Origin of the sequence: Propionispora vibrioides (genome assembly GCF_900110485.1) — a bacterium.
Lineage (GTDB): Bacteria > Bacillota > Negativicutes > Propionisporales > Propionisporaceae > Propionispora > Propionispora vibrioides.
This window is the reverse complement of the sequence record NZ_FODY01000001.1, coordinates 249,564-270,149: the sequence shown is the minus strand read 5'-3', so window position 1 is coordinate 270,149 and position 20,586 is coordinate 249,564. Positions and strand designations below refer to the sequence as shown.

25 protein-coding genes are annotated in these 20,586 nt (G+C 48.3%); all 25 read left to right on the top strand.

Features of this window, described 5'->3' with window-relative positions; all coding sequences use genetic code 11:
* The first annotated feature begins 14 nt into the window (after positions 1–14).
* The 25 genes from BMW43_RS01430 to BMW43_RS01305 all read left to right on the top strand — a co-directional run bounded on the left by BMW43_RS01430 (position 15) and on the right by BMW43_RS01305 (position 20,426).
* Positions 15–866: a shikimate dehydrogenase gene (locus BMW43_RS01430; RefSeq protein ID WP_091743604.1), complete on the top strand. Its 852-nt coding sequence runs from the start codon at positions 15–17 to the stop codon at positions 864–866.
* A gap of 60 nt (positions 867–926) precedes the next feature.
* On the top strand, positions 927–2,603 hold the full coding sequence (gspE, locus tag BMW43_RS01425) for a type II secretion system ATPase GspE (RefSeq protein ID WP_091743603.1): 1,677 nt from the start codon (positions 927–929) through the stop codon (positions 2,601–2,603).
* Between the two features lie 30 nt (positions 2,604–2,633).
* Positions 2,634–3,689, top strand: a complete 1,056-nt coding sequence (locus tag BMW43_RS01420; RefSeq protein WP_177173424.1) for a type IV pilus twitching motility protein PilT — start codon at positions 2,634–2,636, stop codon at positions 3,687–3,689.
* Between the two features lie 29 nt (positions 3,690–3,718).
* Positions 3,719–4,936 (top strand): type II secretion system F family protein, encoded by a 1,218-nt coding sequence (locus BMW43_RS01415; protein ID WP_091743602.1) that lies wholly within the window; start codon positions 3,719–3,721, stop codon positions 4,934–4,936.
* A 24-nt stretch (positions 4,937–4,960) separates the two neighbouring features.
* A complete protein-coding gene (locus BMW43_RS21655) occupies positions 4,961–5,368 on the top strand; it encodes a type IV pilin protein (protein WP_091743601.1) in 408 nt (135 codons plus the stop codon).
* A 109-nt stretch (positions 5,369–5,477) separates the two neighbouring features.
* A complete protein-coding gene (locus tag BMW43_RS01405; protein ID WP_091743600.1) occupies positions 5,478–6,227 on the top strand; it encodes a prepilin peptidase in 750 nt (249 codons plus the stop codon).
* 4 nt (positions 6,228–6,231) lie between these two features.
* Positions 6,232–6,672: a hypothetical protein gene (locus tag BMW43_RS01400; protein WP_091743599.1), complete on the top strand. Its 441-nt coding sequence runs from the start codon at positions 6,232–6,234 to the stop codon at positions 6,670–6,672.
* Positions 6,673–6,695: 23 nt separating this feature from the next.
* Positions 6,696–7,151, top strand: coding sequence for a type IV pilus modification PilV family protein (locus tag BMW43_RS01395; protein WP_091743598.1), 456 nt, complete (start codon positions 6,696–6,698; stop codon positions 7,149–7,151).
* A complete protein-coding gene (locus BMW43_RS01390; RefSeq protein ID WP_143050555.1) occupies positions 7,148–7,690 on the top strand; it encodes a PilW family protein in 543 nt (180 codons plus the stop codon). The genes BMW43_RS01395 and BMW43_RS01390 overlap by 4 nt, the downstream gene beginning before the upstream one ends.
* A gap of 27 nt (positions 7,691–7,717) precedes the next feature.
* The gene (locus BMW43_RS01385; protein WP_091743596.1) at positions 7,718–8,119 is read left to right on the top strand and encodes a hypothetical protein; all 402 of its coding nucleotides are present in this window, start codon (positions 7,718–7,720) and stop codon (positions 8,117–8,119) included.
* 5 nt (positions 8,120–8,124) lie between these two features.
* Positions 8,125–8,406, top strand: a complete 282-nt coding sequence (locus BMW43_RS01380) for a late competence development ComFB family protein (RefSeq protein ID WP_245732174.1) — start codon at positions 8,125–8,127, stop codon at positions 8,404–8,406.
* A gap of 3 nt (positions 8,407–8,409) precedes the next feature.
* The gene (gene pilM, locus BMW43_RS01375) at positions 8,410–9,486 is read left to right on the top strand and encodes a type IV pilus assembly protein PilM (RefSeq protein WP_091743594.1); all 1,077 of its coding nucleotides are present in this window, start codon (positions 8,410–8,412) and stop codon (positions 9,484–9,486) included.
* Entirely contained in the window at positions 9,479–10,030 is a 552-nt protein-coding gene (locus tag BMW43_RS01370) for a PilN domain-containing protein (RefSeq protein WP_091743593.1), read from the top strand. Before pilM ends, BMW43_RS01370 begins: the two co-directional genes overlap by 8 nt.
* On the top strand, positions 10,027–10,626 hold the full coding sequence (locus BMW43_RS01365) for a type IV pilus inner membrane component PilO (protein WP_091743592.1): 600 nt from the start codon (positions 10,027–10,029) through the stop codon (positions 10,624–10,626). The genes BMW43_RS01370 and BMW43_RS01365 overlap by 4 nt, the downstream gene beginning before the upstream one ends.
* A gap of 223 nt (positions 10,627–10,849) precedes the next feature.
* Complete coding sequence (gene aroC, locus BMW43_RS01360; RefSeq protein ID WP_245732173.1) at positions 10,850–11,998, top strand: chorismate synthase; 1,149 nt, start codon at positions 10,850–10,852, stop codon at positions 11,996–11,998.
* An 89-nt stretch (positions 11,999–12,087) separates the two neighbouring features.
* Entirely contained in the window at positions 12,088–12,618 is a 531-nt protein-coding gene (locus tag BMW43_RS01355; RefSeq protein WP_091743590.1) for a shikimate kinase, read from the top strand.
* Positions 12,605–13,690 (top strand): 3-dehydroquinate synthase, encoded by a 1,086-nt coding sequence (gene aroB, locus BMW43_RS01350; protein WP_091743589.1) that lies wholly within the window; start codon positions 12,605–12,607, stop codon positions 13,688–13,690. Before BMW43_RS01355 ends, aroB begins: the two co-directional genes overlap by 14 nt.
* Before the next feature lie 396 nt (positions 13,691–14,086).
* Positions 14,087–15,049 carry a 6-phosphofructokinase gene (gene pfkA / locus BMW43_RS01345; RefSeq protein ID WP_091743588.1) on the top strand — a complete coding sequence of 321 codons (963 nt, stop codon included), beginning with the start codon at positions 14,087–14,089 and terminating at the stop codon, positions 15,047–15,049.
* Positions 15,050–15,366: 317 nt separating this feature from the next.
* On the top strand, positions 15,367–15,942 hold the full coding sequence (locus BMW43_RS01340; RefSeq protein WP_091743587.1) for a BofC C-terminal domain-containing protein: 576 nt from the start codon (positions 15,367–15,369) through the stop codon (positions 15,940–15,942).
* A gap of 209 nt (positions 15,943–16,151) precedes the next feature.
* Positions 16,152–16,652, top strand: coding sequence for a crossover junction endodeoxyribonuclease RuvC (gene ruvC / locus BMW43_RS01330; RefSeq protein WP_091743585.1), 501 nt, complete (start codon positions 16,152–16,154; stop codon positions 16,650–16,652).
* A complete protein-coding gene (gene ruvA, locus BMW43_RS01325; protein WP_091743584.1) occupies positions 16,649–17,254 on the top strand; it encodes a Holliday junction branch migration protein RuvA in 606 nt (201 codons plus the stop codon). Before ruvC ends, ruvA begins: the two co-directional genes overlap by 4 nt.
* A 2-nt stretch (positions 17,255–17,256) precedes the next feature.
* On the top strand, positions 17,257–18,276 hold the full coding sequence (gene ruvB / locus BMW43_RS01320; RefSeq protein ID WP_091743583.1) for a Holliday junction branch migration DNA helicase RuvB: 1,020 nt from the start codon (positions 17,257–17,259) through the stop codon (positions 18,274–18,276).
* Between the two features lie 17 nt (positions 18,277–18,293).
* Positions 18,294–18,839: an epoxyqueuosine reductase QueH gene (locus tag BMW43_RS01315; RefSeq protein WP_091743582.1), complete on the top strand. Its 546-nt coding sequence runs from the start codon at positions 18,294–18,296 to the stop codon at positions 18,837–18,839.
* Positions 18,839–19,063, top strand: a complete 225-nt coding sequence (locus tag BMW43_RS01310) for a DUF2905 domain-containing protein (protein ID WP_091743581.1) — start codon at positions 18,839–18,841, stop codon at positions 19,061–19,063. Before BMW43_RS01315 ends, BMW43_RS01310 begins: the two co-directional genes overlap by 1 nt.
* Before the next feature lie 13 nt (positions 19,064–19,076).
* Positions 19,077–20,426 carry a SpoIID/LytB domain-containing protein gene (locus tag BMW43_RS01305; protein WP_177173423.1) on the top strand — a complete coding sequence of 450 codons (1,350 nt, stop codon included), beginning with the start codon at positions 19,077–19,079 and terminating at the stop codon, positions 20,424–20,426.
* Positions 20,427–20,586: the final 160 nt, after the last annotated feature.

Here is a 20,586-nt window from a genome sequence, read left to right as displayed (position 1 = left end):
TTGAGGAACTCGTTATGATAACAGGGAAAACAAAAAAGATTGGAATCATCGGCTGGCCGGTAGGACATTCTCAGTCACCGGCAATACAAAATGCCGCTTTTAAAGCGGCCGGGTTGGATTATGTGTATGTTCCACTACCCGTTGAACCTGAGCATTTGGAAGCTGCGGTTGAGGGATTGAAGGCGCTGGATTTTGCCGGAGTCAATGTTACCATACCGCATAAAGTGGATATTATGAAATATTTGGATAAGCTTGATGAGAGTGCGACGAAAATCGGCGCGGTTAATACGCTCGTCATTCGCGAAGGAGTTTGCATCGGTTATAATACCGATGGCGACGGTTTTATTAAAGCTCTTTTGGCGAAGGGTGTAAACCCTTCGGGAAAAAAAGTAGTAATCCTGGGGGCGGGGGGAGCGGCCCGGGCTGTGGTTTGTGGCTTGTTGCAGCAAGCTGTGACGTCAATTACAATATGTGCTCGCGACCAGGAAAAAGCAATGCATTTTTTAAAGCTCTTTTCTAATTCTGATAAAGTTACTTTTTGTTTGTGGCAAGAAGGAACGGAGTTTAGCGAACAGCTAAGTGCCTGTGATATTCTTGTAAACTGTACTTCCCTGGGAATGGTGCCTAAACTGGATAGTCAGCCTTTTGTTGACTGGCAAGCTGTCTCTAAAACCATTACGGTTTGTGATTTGGTATATAATCCATTAGAAACTGTTTTTCTAAAAACAGCGGCTGCTTTGGGACATAAAATTGTTACCGGTGACGGTATGTTGATTGAACAGGGCGCGTTAGCCTTTTCGTTGTGGACAGGATGTGAAGCTCCTGTACCTGTAATGTATCAAAGCTTTAAAATGCCGGATTGCTAAAAAGTTCTATTGCCAGGTTAGTAATTTTTCATTCTGCTATGTAAGGCGGTGGTATGAGTTTTGATATCCAATCGGAAGAGACTGGGTGACCTGTTGGTGGAAACCGGGTTGATCACACCGGAACAATTGGCAAAAGCCTTGCAGGTGCAGCGCCAGACCAAGGAAAGAATCGGTAAAGTGATCTTAAACTTAGGCTATATTACCGAAGAGAATATGATCGAAGTGCTGGAATTTCAGCTGGGAGTCCCTCATATAGACCTGAGTAACCTGCATATACCGGCAGCGGTTGCCGGGCAGATACCGGTGCAGATGGCGGAAAAGTATAAGGTAATTCCGGTCAATAAGCAGGGACGTAAATTAACCTTAGCCATGGTGGACCCGACTAACTTTTATGCGATCGATGATGTCCGTTTGTTTTCCGGCTGCGAAGTGTTGCCAACTATTGCCCGAGAGAGAGATGTTCTGCGGGCGATCAGTAAAGCCTATGGTGTCAATGAGTTGGTGGAAAAGGCAATTAACCGTCTGCGACCGGAAGAAACGCTGGAGATGGAACAAATCCAGACGGCGGATGATGCGCCGGTCATCGGAATTGTAAATAGCTTATTCAGTCAGGCTGTACGCGAACGGGCTAGTGATATTCACATCGAACCGCAGGAGGTAAATCTGCGGGTCCGTTTCCGGATTGACGGTGTACTTAGGGAAATATCTTCTTTTACCATGAACATTCATGCTGCCATTATTTCGCGGATTAAAATTATGAGTCAAATGGATATTTCGGAGCGGCGGGTACCGCAGGACGGCCGTATCCAGATTCAGGAGGCCGGTCGGACTATTGATATCAGGGTATCTACCCTGCCGACCATTTTTGGCGAAAAAGTGGTTATGCGAATACTGGACAAGCAGGCGGTTATGCTGGATATTGCCCGTTTGGGGTTTTCAGCGGATAATCTGAAGCAATATCGAAAACTGTTCAACCAGTCCTATGGGATGATCTTGGTGACCGGCCCTACCGGGTCAGGTAAAACGACTACGTTATATTCCACTTTGGGTGAGCTAAGCACACCGGCTAAAAATGTGATTACCATTGAAGATCCCGTGGAATACCGTCTGGAAGGTATCAATCAAGTGCAGGTCAATCTCAAGACAGGTATGACCTTTGCAGGTGGACTGCGGTCTATTTTACGGCAGGATCCCAATATTGTGATGGTAGGGGAAATCCGGGACGGGGAAACGGCTGATATTGCTATAAGGGCTGCTTTGACTGGGCATCTAGTGCTAAGTACCTTACATACCAATGACGCGCCGGGGGCAATTAGTCGGTTGCTGGATATGGGAGTGGAGCCTTTCTTGGTGGCTTCTTCAGTACTGGGGGTTATTGCTCAGCGCCTGGTCCGGGTTATTTGCCCGGCTTGCAAGCAAGCCTACTGTTCGGCACCAGGATCACCGGAACGAGCTTTTCTTGGCGAACAGAGCAGCCAGGAGGTTGTGCTTTACCGGGGAACCGGTTGTTCAGAATGCGGCAACAGCGGCTATCAGGGGCGTATGGCTATTCATGAAGTGATGCCGGTTTCGCCGCTGTTACGGGAATTGATAGCCAAGAGGGTTTCAGCTGATGAAATCAAGAATATGGCGATTAAGCAAGGGATGTATTCGATGAAGGATGATGGACTGCAGAAAGCCCTACAGGGTTATACAACAGTGACCGAAGTCATGCGAGTTGCTTATGCAACCTTATAAGTTGATTGACTTTATTGGGAGATATAAACTATGTTGAAACAATTATTGCAAGAAGCGGTAGAGCGCCGTGCATCTGATGTTCATATTACAGTCGGCGTTCCGCCGGTTTTCCGGATTAACGGGCAACTGGTTAGAACGGAACATCCCGTTCTTTCCGTCCAGGATACTGCTTCTTTTGTTGAAGAGATTACCAAAGAAGAACAACGGCAGCGGTTTATGGAACAGGGTGAACTTGATTTTTCTTTTGCTATTCCCGGTGTCAGCCGGTTTCGGGTGAATTTATTTCGGCAGCGCGGCTCCATGGGATTGGCTATCCGGGTGGTGAATGAACGAATTTCAACGCTAGACCAATTGGGTCACCCTGAGATATTAAAAACGTTGGCACGCAATTCTAGAGGACTGGTATTGGTCACCGGTCCAACCGGCAGTGGTAAATCAACAACTCTGGCTGCTATGATTGATTTAATTAACAACGAGCGGGCCTGTCATATTCTTACTTTAGAGGATCCGATCGAGTATCTGCATAAACATCGGAAAAGCATTGTCAATCAGCGGGAAATCCACGCCGACAGCAAATCCTTTGCCAATGCGTTACGGGCAGCTCTGCGGGAGGATCCTGATGTCATTCTGGTGGGAGAAATGCGGGATGCTGAAACTATCGGCATTGCGGTAACGGCGGCTGAGACAGGACATTTGGTGTTTGCTACCTTACATACCGGTGATGCCTCCCAAACGATCGACCGGATTATTGATGTGTTCCCGCCTTATCAGCAGCAGCAGATACGTGTACAGTTATCATTAACATTGCAAGGGATTATTTCCCAGCAACTGATCCCGCGCCGTGATGGGACAGGCCGGGTAGTGGCTCTGGAAATTTTGACGGCTACGCCGGCAGTGCGTAATTTGATTCGTGAGGGGAAGAGCCATCAAATTTTGTCAATTATCCAGACAGGCGCTCGTAATGGGATGCAATCAATGGATTCTTCCTTGAAAGCTTTATATACCAGCGGTGCCATTACTTATGAAGATGCCATCATCCGGGCCAGCAATCCGGAGACGTTTGTGAAATTAACGCAGCAATATTGAGTCTTGACAGTACGTGAGGTGGATAGGATATGGCCAAAAACTTTCAATATAAGGCACGGGACCGTTCCGGCCACATCTTATCTGGTGTGGTACTGGCGGAGGATCAGACGGCTGCTGCGACCTATGTCCGGGAACAAGGGTATTTTATTACTTCCCTGCAGGAAGAAAAGAGCAAAACCTCTACCGGGCAGTTATTAAAAAGTCTGCGTCGGGTGAAAACGAAGGATTTGGCGGTGATGTGTCGCCAATTCAGTACGATGATTAATGCCGGTATGCCTATTCTATCCTGTGTAAATATTTTGGTGGAGCAGTGCGAGAACTCCTTATTGAAGGAAGCCTTGCAGGATTGCTATAAACAGGTGCGGGAGGGAGATACACTCTCGCGGTCATTAGGAAAGTATCCCCGTATTTTCCCACCCTTAATGATTAACTTAATTGAGGCTGGCGAACTAGGTGGGGTGCTGGATGATGTACTGGAGAGACTGGCTGCTCACTTTGAAAAAGAGCATAAGCTGAATGAAAAGGTAAAGTCAGCGATGGTTTATCCTGCTGTGGTTATGGGGATTGCCTGCTTGGTGGTTGTCTTTATTCTTACCTTTGTATTGCCAACTTTTACTAAAATGTTTGCTGATATGCACGTAGAGCTGCCGTTTATGACGAAACTGCTCCTGGCTGTCAGCGATGTATTACAACATCATTACTTGGTGCTCTTGGTATGTATTGGCGGTTTAGGTTATGGCTTTGTCTTTGCTTTACGCAAACCTTCCTTCCGTAAACAGTTTGATCAATTAGTTCTGCGCCTTCCAGTGGTTGGCATTTTGACCCGCAAGATTTCCATCGCCCGCTTCAGCCGGACATTAAGTACGTTGCTGCGAGGCGGTGTGCCGATTATCGTAGCCTTGGAGGTTGTCGAAAAAATACTGGGCAATTTGAGTATGACCGAAGCTATGCGCCAAGCTAGAGTTAGTTTGCGTGAGGGTCAAGGCTTGGCACAGACTCTGGGTGCCAGCCGGATTTTTACACCGATGACGGTGCAGATGGTAGCCATCGGTGAAGAAAGCGGCAGTCTGGATCAGATGCTGGAAAAAGTGGCCGATTTTTATGATAATGAAGTGGAAGATATGGTGGGCCGGTTGAATAGCTTGATAGAGCCATTGATTATCGTGGTTTTAGGCATCACCATTGGCAGTATTATTCTCGCAATTATGTTGCCAATGTTTGATATTATGACAGGTGCAACATTGTAATCATTTTGAAAGGGGGTGATAAAGATGATATTCAAAAAAATCCGTACCTTATTGAAGCGTCAGCAAGGGTTTACTCTGATTGAATTGCTGGTTGTAGTTGCTATTATGGGTATTTTAGCGGCGATTGCGATTCCTAAATATGTAGACTCCACAGCTTCAGCCAATGGAGCAAAAATGATGGCTGATTTACAGGCACTTGACAGTGCTATACAGCAATATACGGCTGATCATGGCGGAACTGCGCCTGCGGCAATAGCTAATCTTAATACCTATTTTGCTGGTGATACTATTCCGACGGCTCCGACTGGAAAATTTAAGGGGAAACATGTAACTACTGCCACTGATATTCCTGCGGGTGGATACACACTAGGTGCTGAAGGAGCAGATGCTGGACGTGCAGTTATTGGTAATTATCGGGCTGATGAAATATAAGCTCCCATACAAATATAGGTAAAGGTGTGGCATGGTTTAATTTCTAGTAGATCAAGGCAGTTTGCTATACTGTCTTGATCACCTTTTCTTTTTATAATGAGGTACTATAATGATTGTTATATATTTCTTTTTATTTGGTCTATGTATGGGTAGTTTCCTTAATGTTTGTATTTATCGTTTGCCTCAAGGAGACTCTATTGCCTACCCTCCATCGCACTGTATGCACTGCCAGAGTCGATTACAGATGGTTGATTTAATCCCAGTACTAAGCTATTTGTTTTTACGTGGACGTTGCCGCCAGTGCGGTACTCCTTATTCTATTCGATATACTTTTGTGGAAATCCTAACAGGCTGCTTATTTATCTGGTGCTATACGGTCTTTGGGATAGGGTTTCCTTTAATTAAAGCTCTTATACTGACTTCTTTTTTACTTGTCATTACTTATATTGATTACGACCACCAGCTTATTTTGGACAAGGTGTTATTATTTATGGCCGGGGCTGGTGCACTGATAGAATGTTTGACACCGTCTGTAGGATTACTTTCTATTATAGCTGGAAGTTTAGCTGGCGGCGGACTGTTGTTGCTCATCGCCATTGCCAGCAAGGGTGGCATGGGCGGCGGCGATATTAAGCTGGCGACGGTGCTGGGAATTTATTTGGGTGCTAAACTTACCTTGCTGGCACTGTTTCTCTCATTTGTCATCGGCGGAGTTGTTGCTGTTTTTATTCTCTTGTTCAAGCGCAAGGGACGGCGGGATTGTATTCCCTTCGGACCGTTTATTGCTGCCGGGGCTTTTCTTAGTCTGCTCTACGGACAGGAATTGATCCGGTGGTATTGGAGCTTATGTATGGGGTGAGCGTATGCAGCGCGGTTTTACCTTCCCCGAAGTGTTAGCTATTTTTCTGATTGTCGCGTTGACGGCTACCATGGCGATTCCGGCGGTAAATAACGGATTGGCGGCACGGGACCTTGAATCGGCAGCTGTGCTGCTAGCCTCTGATTTGCGTTATTTGCAGCAGCTTTCGCTCAATGCGGCGCCAGGGAAAACCTATACATTGGTATTTCGAAACGCAGCTCCTTTTGGTTATTATCTGATGAGCAATTTACAGGTTGTTAAACAGGTTCAATTCGATTCATCCATTGAATTGAAAGCGCCGCCACCTTCGGTAAGTTTTTCTGTCGCCGGAGTGCCGAAAAGCGGCTATACTATTACCTTACGCAGCAAGAAAATCGGCAGATTTAAGTATATATTGATTGAAGGGGCCATTGGCAGAGTTCGTGTAAGTGACAGCGGTGCATAAAGCGAAAAGGTGTGAAAGCTTATATGCGTTACTTTCGTGGGCAGACTGGTTTTTTCCTGATCGAAGCATTATTTGCCGCGCTGATTCTACTCATTGCATTACCTTCTTTGACGATATTGACAACCCAAGCCTTTCAGCGTGCGCAGCATGCTCACCGGGCTGTGCTGGCTGCTAATCTGGCACGGGAAAAGCTGGAGGAGTTAAAGGCCGGCATTGAGACCGGAAAACAACTAAATTTTGTTGAGCTTCCCTGGCAATTGCCGGAAGAGCGGCTGAGCGAGCCCGGTGGACAAGCGGTTTATATCCGAAACGGGCAGGTTACCGAGGCTGGGCCGGTTGGCCGGTATTCGCTCGTACAGGTTTCGGTACAGGTGACCTGGCAGGAGCATAGTCAGTCGCAGAAAGTCGTACTCGAAACTTTTTGCGTGCTTACTCAAGTGTCTGCCGGCAGCGAGAATGGCCGGCCGGTGGTTGTATGAAACCTTGTCGTTGGTCTATGGCAGGTATCTCGTTTGTAGAGCTGCTGGTAGGTTTGCTGTTGAGTACGCTGGTGATGACGGCCGCACTGCCGGTGGGAACGCAAAGTCTCCGGCTTTGGCAGCAGCATCGACAGCAGATTGATTCCCGGCAGGCAGCCCGGTTTGCCATGGATTTTATGGTACGGCAGCTGCGTTATACCAGCTATATTTACCTGCCTGTTCCGAACGGCAGGGAAGCCGGTGAGCTTGATTTCCAGGACTCTGACCTCCCTAACCCTTCCGGGGGAATATTATATAAAAAATCAGTTTCCTTTAGGTTGGGAAATGGTGCCGGCACAAGAATGAAAACCCTTTACCGGAGTGTGCCGGGCACCAGCCAGCCGGTAACCGAGGAATGTATTGCTAATTTATCCTTTCATCGTGATCCCAGTATGCCGCAGCAAGTGTCCATTGAATTTGATATTTGGGAGCCTGTGGCCAGGCAAACTGTCGGACATTTGAGAACGGTCGTTTATTGTCCCAATCTTTCATTGCCGTGAGGTGTTGATCATGAAGGATGTATCCATATGAGATGGTCAAAGCCCTGTTTGAACGAGCGTGGCATGGTAACCGGCGTGGTATTAGCCGTGGTGCTGCTAGTCCTGGGTATTGGCGGTGCTATGCTGCAGCTCAGCGCTTCAGAGGGAGCGTCTGCCGACGGGTATATCGACGGTATGGCTGCCCATTATTTAGCTGAGGCCGGTGTAAAAAAAGCAGTCAGCCAATTGCCGCAAGATCCGTTATGGCCGGGAGAATCGGCAAAACTGGGGGAAGGGATGTACCAGGTAACGGTGAATCCCCTGTCTGGTAAAATTAGTTCAACCGGCAAAGTTCACACAGCTGCCCGGCAGCTTACCGTTTCCTATACCATTTCCGAAGATGATAAAACAGGAAATAAAATTATTCAATATACGTGGGACAACAATTAGGAGGGATGATCGTGGAAGTTAGAAACTGCATGGAAGACTTGGTGTTTGAAGTACTGGATGAAGTGATTGAACGGAATAAGGATATGTGTAAGTGCCCGAAATGCCGGGCGGATATTGCCGCAATTGCCTTGAACTTTTTGCCTTCCCGTTATATTGCTACTGCTCGGGGAGAGATGTATTCCAAGATTAAAACCTTGGAGCAGCAGTTTGCCATTGATATTATTACCGCGATTACCTATGCCTGCCAAATTGTTGGTAAAAACCCGCACCATGGACAAGGGGAATGACAGATGAAAACGTGGGCTGCAAAACTATTTAAAACCAAAGCATCTTCACATGTAGGGCTGGATATCAGCGCCACATCAATAAAAGTTGTGGAAGTCGCCAGGCACAGAGACGGTGTAGTTGTGCAGCGTATTGGTTCGACGGACATTCCGGAAAGTGTCATGCAGGATGGGACAATTGCCGATGCGGAAAAGCTGGCGGACGTTATCCGGACACTGGTAGCGACCACGGGAATTCAGTGTAAGGAAGTAACCGTCGGATTGGGTGGCCGAAAAGCTTATTCCCGTGAAATTTCCCTGCCAGTAATGAGTGAGCCGGAGATGCGGGAAGCCATCAAGTGGGATATTGATCAGTATGTACCTTACGCACCGGGATCTTATTATTATGACTTTGCCGTACTGGACACCGTTGAAAATGAGACCAAGATACTAATTGTGGCCGCTCAGCAGGAGCATGTCAAAGTTATTTCGGACTTATGTTCCCAGGCCGATCTAAAATTGCTGACTGTTGATTTTGAGGCACTGGCCTTGCAGCGTACCTTAGTGCAGGATCAGAATATGATGGTGGTTGATATCGGTGAGATTGTTTCTCAGGTTATTATCTACCAGGGACGTTTACCGGTATTGGTGCGCACCATTCCTTTTGGCGGGCGTCAGTTTACCGAGACTGTTATTCATCACTGCAATGTAAGCTATCCGGAGGCGGAGCAGCTTAAAAACAAGGAACTGAATTTGCTGCAAGCGCAGCCGGCGATAGCAACAGATGATACCTATGCGGCACTGCGGCAGCAATTTATTATCCTGGCGGAAGACCTAAGCCGTGAAATACGCCGGACTTATGAATATTATCAAATGCAGAATCCTCGTGTGGTAATGGACCGGATTTATCTTAGCGGCGGCGGAGCTAAACTGGCCCATTTACCGGAGTTTTTGCAGAAACAATTGCAATTGCCCGTTGCTGTGCACGATCCCTTACTTACGTTACAGACTGTTCCCATGTACGATAAACAATATTTGACTGCTGAGGCGGCACGTTTGGCGATTGCTGTCGGTTTGGGCTTAAGGGGGCTTAGTGATGATTAAAATCAACTTGTTGCCAGTAGCTGAACGTCCCTCGTTGATTCCGGTTACCAGGATCATCACTGCTATGACGGCGGGAACACTGGCTCTATGTGCCATGCTGTTTTTTTATCATGCCGGCTGGCTGTGGCATTTGGAACAACAGGTTGCCGATGCGAAAAACCAGCACGAGCTCTTGCACCCGGTGGAAAACAATCGGACAGAGGCCAATACCCGCTTGGGCAGAATTAGTCAAAGAGAGATTATCTTAGCGGAGCTTACTAAGGAGCGCAAGCCTTGGAATGCCTTGATTACCCACTTGGCGGAAATCACACCGCCGCAAGTTTGGTTTACCCATGTAGGATTGGATGATAAGGAAAAGGAAAAACGCATCAAGATTGTGGGAATTGCCGATAAATATACCGATTTGGCCTCATTAATCAGCCGGCTCGAGAGCGATGACGTTTTTGCCAATCCCGTATTGGCAACAGGAGAACGGAAGACTGAGCAGGTGGTTCCTTCTACCCGGTTTGAGATTACGGTACAGCTTAAGGAGTCAAAACCATGAATACGTTGCTGAGCAAGCTGACAATGGATATTGAACAGTTATCTGTGAAAAATAAGATTGCCGGGGCTACTGCCATTCTGGCTGCTTTTGTGGTAATATTCATTATGATGGTAATTTTGCCGCAAAGGGAACGTATGGCAGAACTTACCGTTACGTTGCAGCAGGAAGAACAGGTTGTAAAACAATTGGAAGATTACTCCCGGAAACACCCGGATCTGCAGCAATATGTAGCCGAACTGGATGTGAAAGAAGTCCAGTTGGGTACTTTATTGCCCGAGTCTGCCAAAGTCAGCGATGTATTGGTGGAACTAGACCGGGAAACCAAGGCAGCAGGACTTGAACTTGTTTCGATAAAACCCGGTGAAATGATAAATCAAAAGGGTTATCGGGCATTGCCGATGGAACTGGTGGTTCATGGCGATTTTCACAACATTCTTGATTTTGTAACCAAAATGGATAATCTGTCCCGTTTTACTAATGTTCTCAGCATATCGACTGACTTGCATGATCAGATTTTGGAAACTAAATTGATTATAGCCACTTATATTTTAGGTGAAGCTCCAAATCAGAAAAAGACGGAAGAGCCGAAAAAATGAGGGCATCGCAGTTAATAGTCCTGCTGCTCAGGGAACCGTTGATTTAATGAGCCTGTTGACCTGACGAAAGATTTTTTCGACTGGCAAGGCAGGAAAACTGCAGGAATAGTTCAGCTATTTCAAGGTTTTGCTGACGCAGCCGGGCGGGAAAAGATTCGTCTGGACGCGTAGTGCGGATGAATCAGTAGTTCCCTAGTAAAATACTTGACAGAGGTGGATGGCATTGCGTTTTTTCACAGCAGGAGAGTCACACGGACCGTGTCTGACAGCTATTATTGAAGGGCTGCCGGCCGGTTTGTCCATTGATATTGACAAAATCAACCGGGATTTGGCAAGACGGCAGCAGGGTTACGGCCGGGGCGGCCGGATGAAAATTGAACAGGACACCGCCGAGGTGCTGTCAGGCATCCGTTTTGGCGAGACGCTGGGCAGTCCGGTTACCTTGGCAATTAGAAATAAGGACTGGGCTAACTGGGGCGGCCGGATGGCGGCTTTTGGTGAACCGGAAGGAAAACAGGTGTTGGAAGCGCGCCCGGGTCATGCCGATCTGACCGGGACGTTGAAATATGACCGGGAAGATATCCGGGACATTCTGGAACGGGCCAGTGCCCGGGAAACGGCGGCCCGGGTGGCGGTCGGAGGGATTGCCAAGCAGCTATTAGGCGTATTTGGTATGACCATTGTTTCTCATGTCACCAACATCGGCGGCGTGCAGATCAGTGAAAGTGTTGATTATGCATTGCTGGAACAAAGAAAGGCCGGTTCTGATCTATCCTGTATCCAACCGGATGTTGAGGAAAAGATGAAAGCGGCTATTCAGCTGGCTAAGGAAGCCGGCGATACGCTGGGCGGCATTTTTGAAGTGGCAGTGTTACAGGTCATGCCGGGACTGGGCAGTCATGTTCAGTGGGACCGGCGGCTGGACACCAGACTGGCTGCTTTACTTATGTCTATTCCGGCGATTAAGGGCGTGGAGTTTGGCGCCGGTTTCGGTTATGCCGCTTTGCCGGGCAGTGTGGCCCATGATGAGATTTTCTATAGCGAGCAGCAGGGGTATTACCGTCAGACCAACCGGGCCGGTGGCATCGAGGGCGGTATGAGCAACGGTGAAGTGATTGTGGCCCGGGCGGTAATGAAGCCGATTCCTACGCTGATGAAGCCGTTGGCCTCGGTGGACATAAAGACCAAGCAAGCGGTCAAGGCCAGTACCGAACGCAGCGATGTCTGCGCCGTTACGGCAGCGGCTGTTGTGGGTGAGGCCATGCTGGCTATTGGGCTGGCGCAGACCTTATTGGAACAGTTTAGCCGTGACAATATGGCTGACCTGGCGGCAGCTGTAAAAAGCTATACCGACCGGGTAGCTGCGAAATAAACAGTTGCTTTTATAGGGAACGATTGTTAAAATTGATGTAAAAGCTAACAAGTCGGTGTGTGTTAGTGGTTGTTGTACCGGGGGATGAAATGAAGAATATCGTATTAATCGGCTTTATGGGAACAGGCAAGACCAGTACGGGACGGCTTTTGGCAAATCGCCTGGGGCGTCCTTTTATTGATACAGACAAGAAAATTGAGCAGGAAAATAACATGACCATTCCCGAGATGTTTTCTCTTTACGGGGAAGCTTTTTTTCGCCAAAAGGAAAGGGAAATGGCCGCCAAAGTAGGACGGTATACTAATGCGATTATTGCGACAGGTGGCGGTATTGTACTTGATTCGGAAAATATTGTCCGTTTGCGATTCAATGGTTATATTATTTCCCTTACCGCTTCGGTTGAGGTGATTCTGGAGCGTACCGGCCGGCGCAACACCCGCCCGCTTTTAAACTGCGCCGACCGGGAGCAAAAAGTAACGTCTTTGCTGGCGTCGAGGGCTTCCCTGTATAGGGAAGCTGCTGATTTTGTGATTGACACCAGCGTCTGTACACCGCAGCAAGTAACCGACGAAATTATCGCCTTTTTGCGCAGAGGAGGGCGTTTACGTGGAAGAAGTTAGAGTAAAGGTAGGACAAGATGGGTATTCCATCTATATTGGGCAACATACGCTGGCGCAATTGGGCAGCCTGATGGGCCGGAACGGTTTGACCGGAAAGGCTCTGGTGCTGACTGATGCACAGGTGGGCGCTTTGTACGGTGAGCAGGTGCTTGGCATATTGGCAGAAGCGGGTTTTACCGCCGAACTGTTTGCCGTTCCTTCTGGTGAGGATTCCAAGTCACTGGCAGTTGCCGAAACGGTATTTAGCAAGGCAATTACTATGGGGCTTGACCGCAAGTCGGTTATTGTGGCTCTCGGCGGTGGTGTCGTCGGTGATTTGGCCGGGTTTATTGCCGCAACTTATTTGCGCGGCATCCCCTTTGTCCAGGTGCCGACTACCTTATTGGCGCAGGTTGATTCAAGTGTTGGCGGCAAAGTGGCTGTGAATCATGCATTGGGAAAAAACCTGATCGGCGCCTTTTATCAGCCGCGGCTGGTGCTGATAGATATTGCCCTGTTGCAGTCGCTGCCCGAGCGGGAACTGGCTTCCGGACTGGCGGAAGTGATAAAATACGGTATTATAGAAGATGCGGACCTATTTTCTTATTTGCAGAAAAACAGCCGGCCGGTGCTGGCGAAAGAACCTGAAGCGCTGCAGCACATCATTAAACGCTCCTGTGAAATCAAAGCCGGTATAGTGGAACAGGATGAGAAAGAAAACTCCCTGCGGATGATTCTGAATTTTGGTCATACCATGGGGCATGCAGTGGAAGCCGACACCGGCTTTGGTTTATACAGCCATGGTGAGTCGGTGGCTATCGGGATGGCAGGAGCCGCCTCCTTAAGCGCTGCGCTGGGACTTTGCTCCCAGGAAACAGTGGATACGATAAGGTGCATAATAACTCAGTACAAGCTGCCGCTTGGTGCTCCGGAATGTACGGCCGAACGGCTGTTGCCGTTCCTGGTGCGCGATAAGAAGGCGGTAGGTGGCAAGATTCACTGGGTGTTGGTGCGGTCTATCGGCAGTGTACTCATCAAAGATGATGTAGCGCCAATGACGGTTGACGAAATTTTACAGGAAATCACTTGCTAACAGGCAGTAAATGGTCCATACTAATATCGTAGCAACTCTGTTTTGGGAGATGCGCACCGGACCTTATCCTTAAAAAGAATATAGCAGGATCAAACATAGAGTTGTACTCCTAAGAAAACATGGGCAGGATAAAACTGTCGTGAATCAAACAGTGTTTTTCTATACTAAACGAGCAACCCTATGGCTGCTCGTTTTTTCTTGGTGAGGAATCTTTTTGGTGAATCTTTCATAAAAAGAGGCAGGAGAGTTTTCCCTAAAGTAGAATAGGTATTACAAAATTGTATTTTTGGATATGCTAAACGTTTTCCATAGAGGGACGTTGTCATATATTTGGTTTCAAAAAAAGTATTTATAGCCGATAAAACTACTTATTTTTTAGTGATGGAGGATGAAAGAATGGCACAGCGAATTGCAGTATTGTCAAGCGGCGGCGACGCTCCGGGAATGAATGCGGCTATACGCGCGGTAGTGCGTAAAGGCTTGTATCACGGTTTTGAAATGATCGGTGTGGAAAGAGGCTATGACGGTGTTATTGGCGGCAAATTCATGCCGATGAATGCAAAATCGGTTTCCGGTATTATTCAATATGGCGGAACCATCTTAAAAACGGCCCGCAGCGAAGCTTTCCGTACTTCCGAGGGCTTTATTGAAGCGATCAATCAGCTGAAACGGTTTGATATTGACAGTTTGGTGGTCATCGGTGGCGACGGTTCAATGGCCGGCGCGATGAAACTGGCGGAAGCCGGCATTAAAACGATGGTGATTCCGGCGACAATCGATAATGACATGGTCGGTACCGATTATACAATCGGTTTCGATACAGCTGTCAACACCGTGCTTGATGCGGTGAACAAGATCCGTGATACAACCGCTTCCCATGAACGGGTGGCTATTGTAGAAGTCATGGGGCGCCATGCCGGTCATATTGCCCTGATGTCCGGACTGGCTTGTGGAGCAGAAATCATTCTGTTGCCCGAACGTCCGCTGGATATTGAAAAGGTTTGTGAACGTCTGCAGAACACCTACCGCCGTGGTAAGCTGTATAGCATTATTATGCTGGCCGAAGGCGTGGCTCACGGTTTTGATATTGCCAAGATTATTGATGAAAAAACCAGCTTTGAACCCCATGTTACTGTGCTGGGCTACATCCAGCGTGGCGGTATGCCGCTGGCGACGGATAACATCATGGCCAGCCGGATGGGCGGCGCTGCCATCGACAGCATTATCAAGGGGGAGGTCAACCGTCTGACGTCGATACAGGCCGGTAAGTTGATTACCGTACCTTATGAGGAAGCCGTGAAGTACAAAAATACCATTGATATTGCCGATTATGAACTGGCAGGAGTATTGGCTACCTGATAAAAGGCAGCGGGTTATCGTACTTAGGTGCGGGTAACCCGCTTTTTTTTGAGTGCTATGTAATTTACTGTCTTATGTATAATTTTTAGTCGGTTTGGTAATAATTATGGCAATATTACTCGCCGCTAGTGGTCCGGCAATTTTGAAAGGACAAATTAATTTGCGAGGATTTTTTCGCAAGGCAAGGCGGCGTCAGCTTACCTATTGAACATAGGTAAGCTGACGACAACGAAGTCTTGCGGGAAAAGAACTGTGAAGTAATGGGGTAGTTTCAAAGTTGCTGGAATACTAAGGCAGCGGCTCAAGGGGTGCGAAATATGTTGCCATTTTCCAAATTTACCGGAAAGTTAAAAATAATAGGGTTGGTTGGCGGAATGCTGGTGGCCGCAGGATTGGGTTTTTATCTGTATGTTCATCCAAACGCTTTCCATAAACCGGATATCATACAGGATGCCGAAGTCAGCAAGCCGGAAAGCAAAATAAAAATCAATACCGAGACTGCCTTGGTCCAGCATATTCTTTATACCAAATGCAATGATGAGGAAGTCTTACAAACCAAAGCGCCGGATACCATGGCCGGCTTTACGCTGGCTCAGGTGCAGCAGGTATATCCTGGCTGGACAATCAATAAATTTGATACGGCGGAAGTGGATATGACCCTCAAGGTCGACAGCTATTGCCGGGAGCATGCCAACAATATGTTCCTGGGGATTAAAGACGGGCATGTCGCCGTTTTCTACGGGAAACCGGGACCAAAGGCCATCGTGAAAGAGGTCACATCCATCCCGGTTAACCGGCTGATGGAACAGGATTTGGCTGAACTGCGTCAGGGCCTGGTCGTCAACTCTAAGGAGGAAATGCTGCGGACTATTGAGGGATTGCAGTCACGGTAAACAAGACATAAAAAAAGAGGGGGAAGCCCTCTTTTTTTACATTATAGATAAGACGGCAGAGAGAGTAAGCTTTGGTAAACGCAGGCTGGATATAAGGCGGAATGTACCTTGCCAGGCTACACGAAAGGGAAAGTTGCCGGACTGCATAAAAAAGGAATCTACTGTCCGGCTGTAGAATTTAGTAATCCAGGATAGGAGAGGATTACTAGATGTTGGCATTAGGTATTGATCCGGGAACCGCTATCTGCGGTTATGGATTGGTCGAACTGCGGCGCAACACGTTAAAGGCTGTGGATTACGGAGCGATTGAGACCAGCCCGCAACTGACGGCGGCTAAGCGGCTGACCATTATTCATCAGGAACTGGATAGGCTTATCAAGAAATACCAGCCCGATGTGGTTGGTGTGGAACAACTTTTTTTCAGTAAAAATGTCCGGACCGCGATGGCTGTCGGGCAGGCTCGCGGTGTCATTCTGCTGGCCATTGATCAAAATAATATTGCTTTGGCCGAATATACGCCGCTGCAGGTAAAACAGTCGGTTGTCGGATATGGCAAGGCGACCAAGGAGCAGGTTATTTTTATGACGCAGCGGCTGTTAAATCTGCCCTGTAAGCCCAGTCCGGATGATGTGGCGGACGCTTTGGCCATTGCTATTTGCACAACCCATTCGGCAGGAAATAATCTTGTGTCATGGGGTACTAAATTATGATCGGTTATTTGCGGGGGGTCATTTCCCACCTTATGCCGGAATACTGTCTGCTTGATGTGCAGGGAGTGGGCTACCGGGTATTTATTGCCGGTTCAACCAGGCAGAAGCTGTCGGTTGGTGTGACGGCTTCCCTGTTTACTTATATGCATGTCCGGGAAGATGCTTTATTGCTTTATGGTTTTTCCACACAGGATGAATATGATCTGTTTATCCGGGTCACCTCGGTGAGCGGGATCGGTCCCAAGGTAGCGATGGGTATTCTGTCTGCCTGCAGTCCGACAGATTTTCGACTGGCTGTCGCCAGTAACCATATCGCCTTCTTGACCAAGCTGCCGGGAATCGGCAAGAAAACAGCCGAGCGGATTGTTTTGGAACTGAAAGATAAGCTTGGTGCTGGCCTGGCGGCAGGAGCCGACGTGCTGACTACTACCGGTCCGGCTGTTGCCGTTAACGATAGCGAGGTGGAACAGGCCTTGCAGGCGCTGGTAGCCCTAGGCTACAACCAAAATGAAATCATGCCGGTGTTGAAGGGACTGGACGGTGCCGGTCACTCAGCAGAAACGTTGATCCGGCTGGCGCTTAAGGAATTTGTCAGGAGGTAGTTATGGAGGAAGATCGCATTATAGCGGCCGATGAGCAGGATGTGGACAATTGGCAGTATAGTTTGCGTCCGCGGCGTCTGGCCGAATATATAGGACAGGATCAGGTTAAAAACAGCCTGTCCATTTTTGTGCAGGCGGCGTTAACCCGTCAGGAAGCGTTGGACCATGTGCTCTTATACGGGCCGCCGGGGTTGGGAAAAACTACCATGGCCAATATTATTGCCAATGAACTGGGTGTTAATTTTAGAATCACCTCAGGTCCGGCGATCGAACGTCCCGGTGATTTAGCGGCTCTGCTAACCAATCTGGGTGAAAAAGATGTTCTGTTTATTGACGAAATACATCGTCTGTCCCGCAGCGTGGAGGAAATTTTATATTCAGCTATGGAAGATTATGCCTTGGACATCATTATTGGCAAGGGCCCGAGTGCCCGGTCGATCCGGTTGGATTTAGCTCCTTTTACTTTGGTCGGAGCCACCACTAAAGCCGGTGCCCTGGCGGCGCCGCTGCGGGACCGTTTTGGCGTCATCTGCCGGCTGGAATATTACAGTCCGGAGCATTTGGTGTGCATCGTAAAGCGGGCCGCTCAAATTTTAGAGATTGATATTGAGGAACGTGGTGCCTGGGAAATCGCCAAACGGTCCCGGGGTACGCCGCGCGTGGCCAACCGTTTGCTAAAACGGGTGCGGGACTATGCTCAGATTGTCGGCGAAGGCACCATTACCGACGAGATCGCCGATAAAGCACTGGCTATGCTGGAAGTGGATAAGATCGGGCTGGACCGGACCGACCGGGAATTACTGCTGGCTGTGATTAAAAAGTTTGGTGGCGGACCGGTCGGTTTAGAAACTCTGGCGGCATCGATCAGTGAGGAGACCGATACCATTGAGGATGTTTATGAACCCTATTTGCTCCAACTGGGCTTTATTAACCGTACGCCACGCGGACGGGTGGCTACGGCAGCCGCCTATCAGCATCTGGGTATTGCGGTGAAGGAAGACAGCCAGGTGAAATTATTATAAAAGAGGTATCGTAAAGCATGCGAATGTTGCTGCATATGTGCTGTGGTCCGTGTTCGGCGTTTCCGTTAAAGCAGCTCCGGGAACTGGGACATGACGTGACCGGCTATTTTTATAATCCCAATATTCATCCTTATAAGGAATTCCGCAAAAGATTGGAGACGGCCCAGGATTTTGCCGCCCGCTCTCAGCTTACCATGATTGTTGATGACAGCTATACACTGGAGGAGTTTTTAACCCAGGCGCTGCAGGCGGAAAATGGCCGCTGCGGTATGTGCTATGAACTGCGGCTGCGACAAACGGCCCGGTATGCCAAAGAACAGGGTTTTGACTGTTTTACTACCAGCCTTTTGGTCAGTCCTTATCAAAAGCATGAATTGATTCGGGAAACCTGCGAAAGAGTGGCGGCGGAAGAAGACATCGCGTTCTTATATGTTGATTTCCGGACCGGCTGGCAGGAAGGCGTGCAAATCAGTAAAGACATGGAATTGTACCGGCAGCCCTATTGCGGCTGTATTTTCAGTGAGAAAGAAAGGTATATGAAAAAGCGGAGTGTGAAGTCCTGATGCTGGCGTTTGATTCTTTTGGCAAGACCTTGATCTATCTGGGAATTATCCTGGTCATTGCTGGTGTTGTCTTGCATTATGGCGGAAAGTTTTTTAGCCTTGGTCGCTTGCCGGGAGATATTCATTGGGAAAAGGGGAATTTTAGCTTTCACTTTCCTATTGTTACTTCTCTTATCCTCAGTATTTTGCTTACGGTAATTCTCAATTTATTTACCCGCCGTTGAGAGGAGAATGAGTTTGTTGCGTAAAGCCTTTGTAATTTTATTGCTTTTTTTGCTGAGTCTTCCGTTGCCAGGTTTTGCTACTTCGGCGGAACCGGTGCCAGTGCTGAAGCAGGCCGCTGCGGTGCCGCAAATCAGGGTAGGCTTATGGGTAAATCAGCCCAGTGTCGTCCTGTCTGCCGATGTGAAATTTGCGGTGGTGGACAATGATACCGGAGCGGTATTGGTTCAATTGGGTCCCAAGGAGAAGCTGGTTGCCACGGCGGCGGACAAGCTTATTTTAAATGGCCGGGCACAGACGGCTAAATCAGTCAGACTGGTGGTGGAAGATAGCAAATCATTCATCGAAGTAAACAAGCGTCATTATCGCGGTACGATTGAGCTTATGGTGGCGAAAAAAGGCTTGACAGTCATTAATCGGCTGCCGGTGGAAGAATATGTGTACGGGATTATTGGCAAGGAAATTTCCCCCTATTGGCCGATGGAAGCCATTAAGGCGCAGGCCGTGGCTTCCCGTTCCTATGCCCTGGCCAATCTGAATAAACATGCCCAGCAGGGCTTTGATGTTTGTGCCACCACCGACTGCCAGGTATATGGCGGGGTCGATGATGAAAATCTGAAAACCAACCGGGCTATTGATGAAACAGCCGGTATGGTGCTTACCTATCAGGGGAAGGTCATTCCCGGTTATTTTCACAGCAGCGGCGGCGGTTATACGGAAAATAGTGAAAACGTCTGGGGCAGTTATCTGCCTTATTTGCGCGGCGTAGCGGATTTTGATCAAAATAATCCGAACTATTCCTGGGAAAAGAAGTTTAGTGCTGCTGAATTGCAGTCCCTCCTGGAACGGGCCGGCTACGCCATCGGCAAGCTGGAAGCGGTAGAACTGTCGGCGTTGACGCCGCCGCCTGTTCGCAATTCTCTGGACCGGGGAATTTCCGGACGGGTCAATGAAATGATGTTCATTGGCTCAAAGGGCAGTGTCACGTTACCGGGGACGAAAGTCCGCAGCTTATTGTCGCTGAAAAGTACGCTGTTCGATATTTCGGTCGTCGCCCCGGCCAATAAGACGCTGGAGGTTGAAATTACTGACTCCTATGGTGACCATGAAACCAAGGAGATACCGGTCAACCTGCCGCCTAATAAGCAAAAGGGATTTTTGCTGGATCGTGACAGTATCCGTCATATAAGCGGGACCGGACAGGAGCAGATTGTATTTAATGGTTTTGGCTCCGGCCATGGTCTGGGTATGTCGCAGTGGGGTGCCAAGGCTATGGCGGAAAAAGCTCCGGCCGGTAGTTCGGAATACTTTAAAGCCATATTGAAACACTATTATCAGGGAATTGAAATTAAAAAGTTGTATTAGAAGGCCGCTGCTGTAATGAGCCTATCGCGGCTGGTGAGTGATGTTTTCGTCTGGCAAGAGAGTAAAACCGGAAAATAGCTGGAGTTATTTTAAGGTCTTGCTGACGCAGCTAGACGGAAAAAGATCCATCAGGACGTACATTGCGAATGAATCAGTGGTT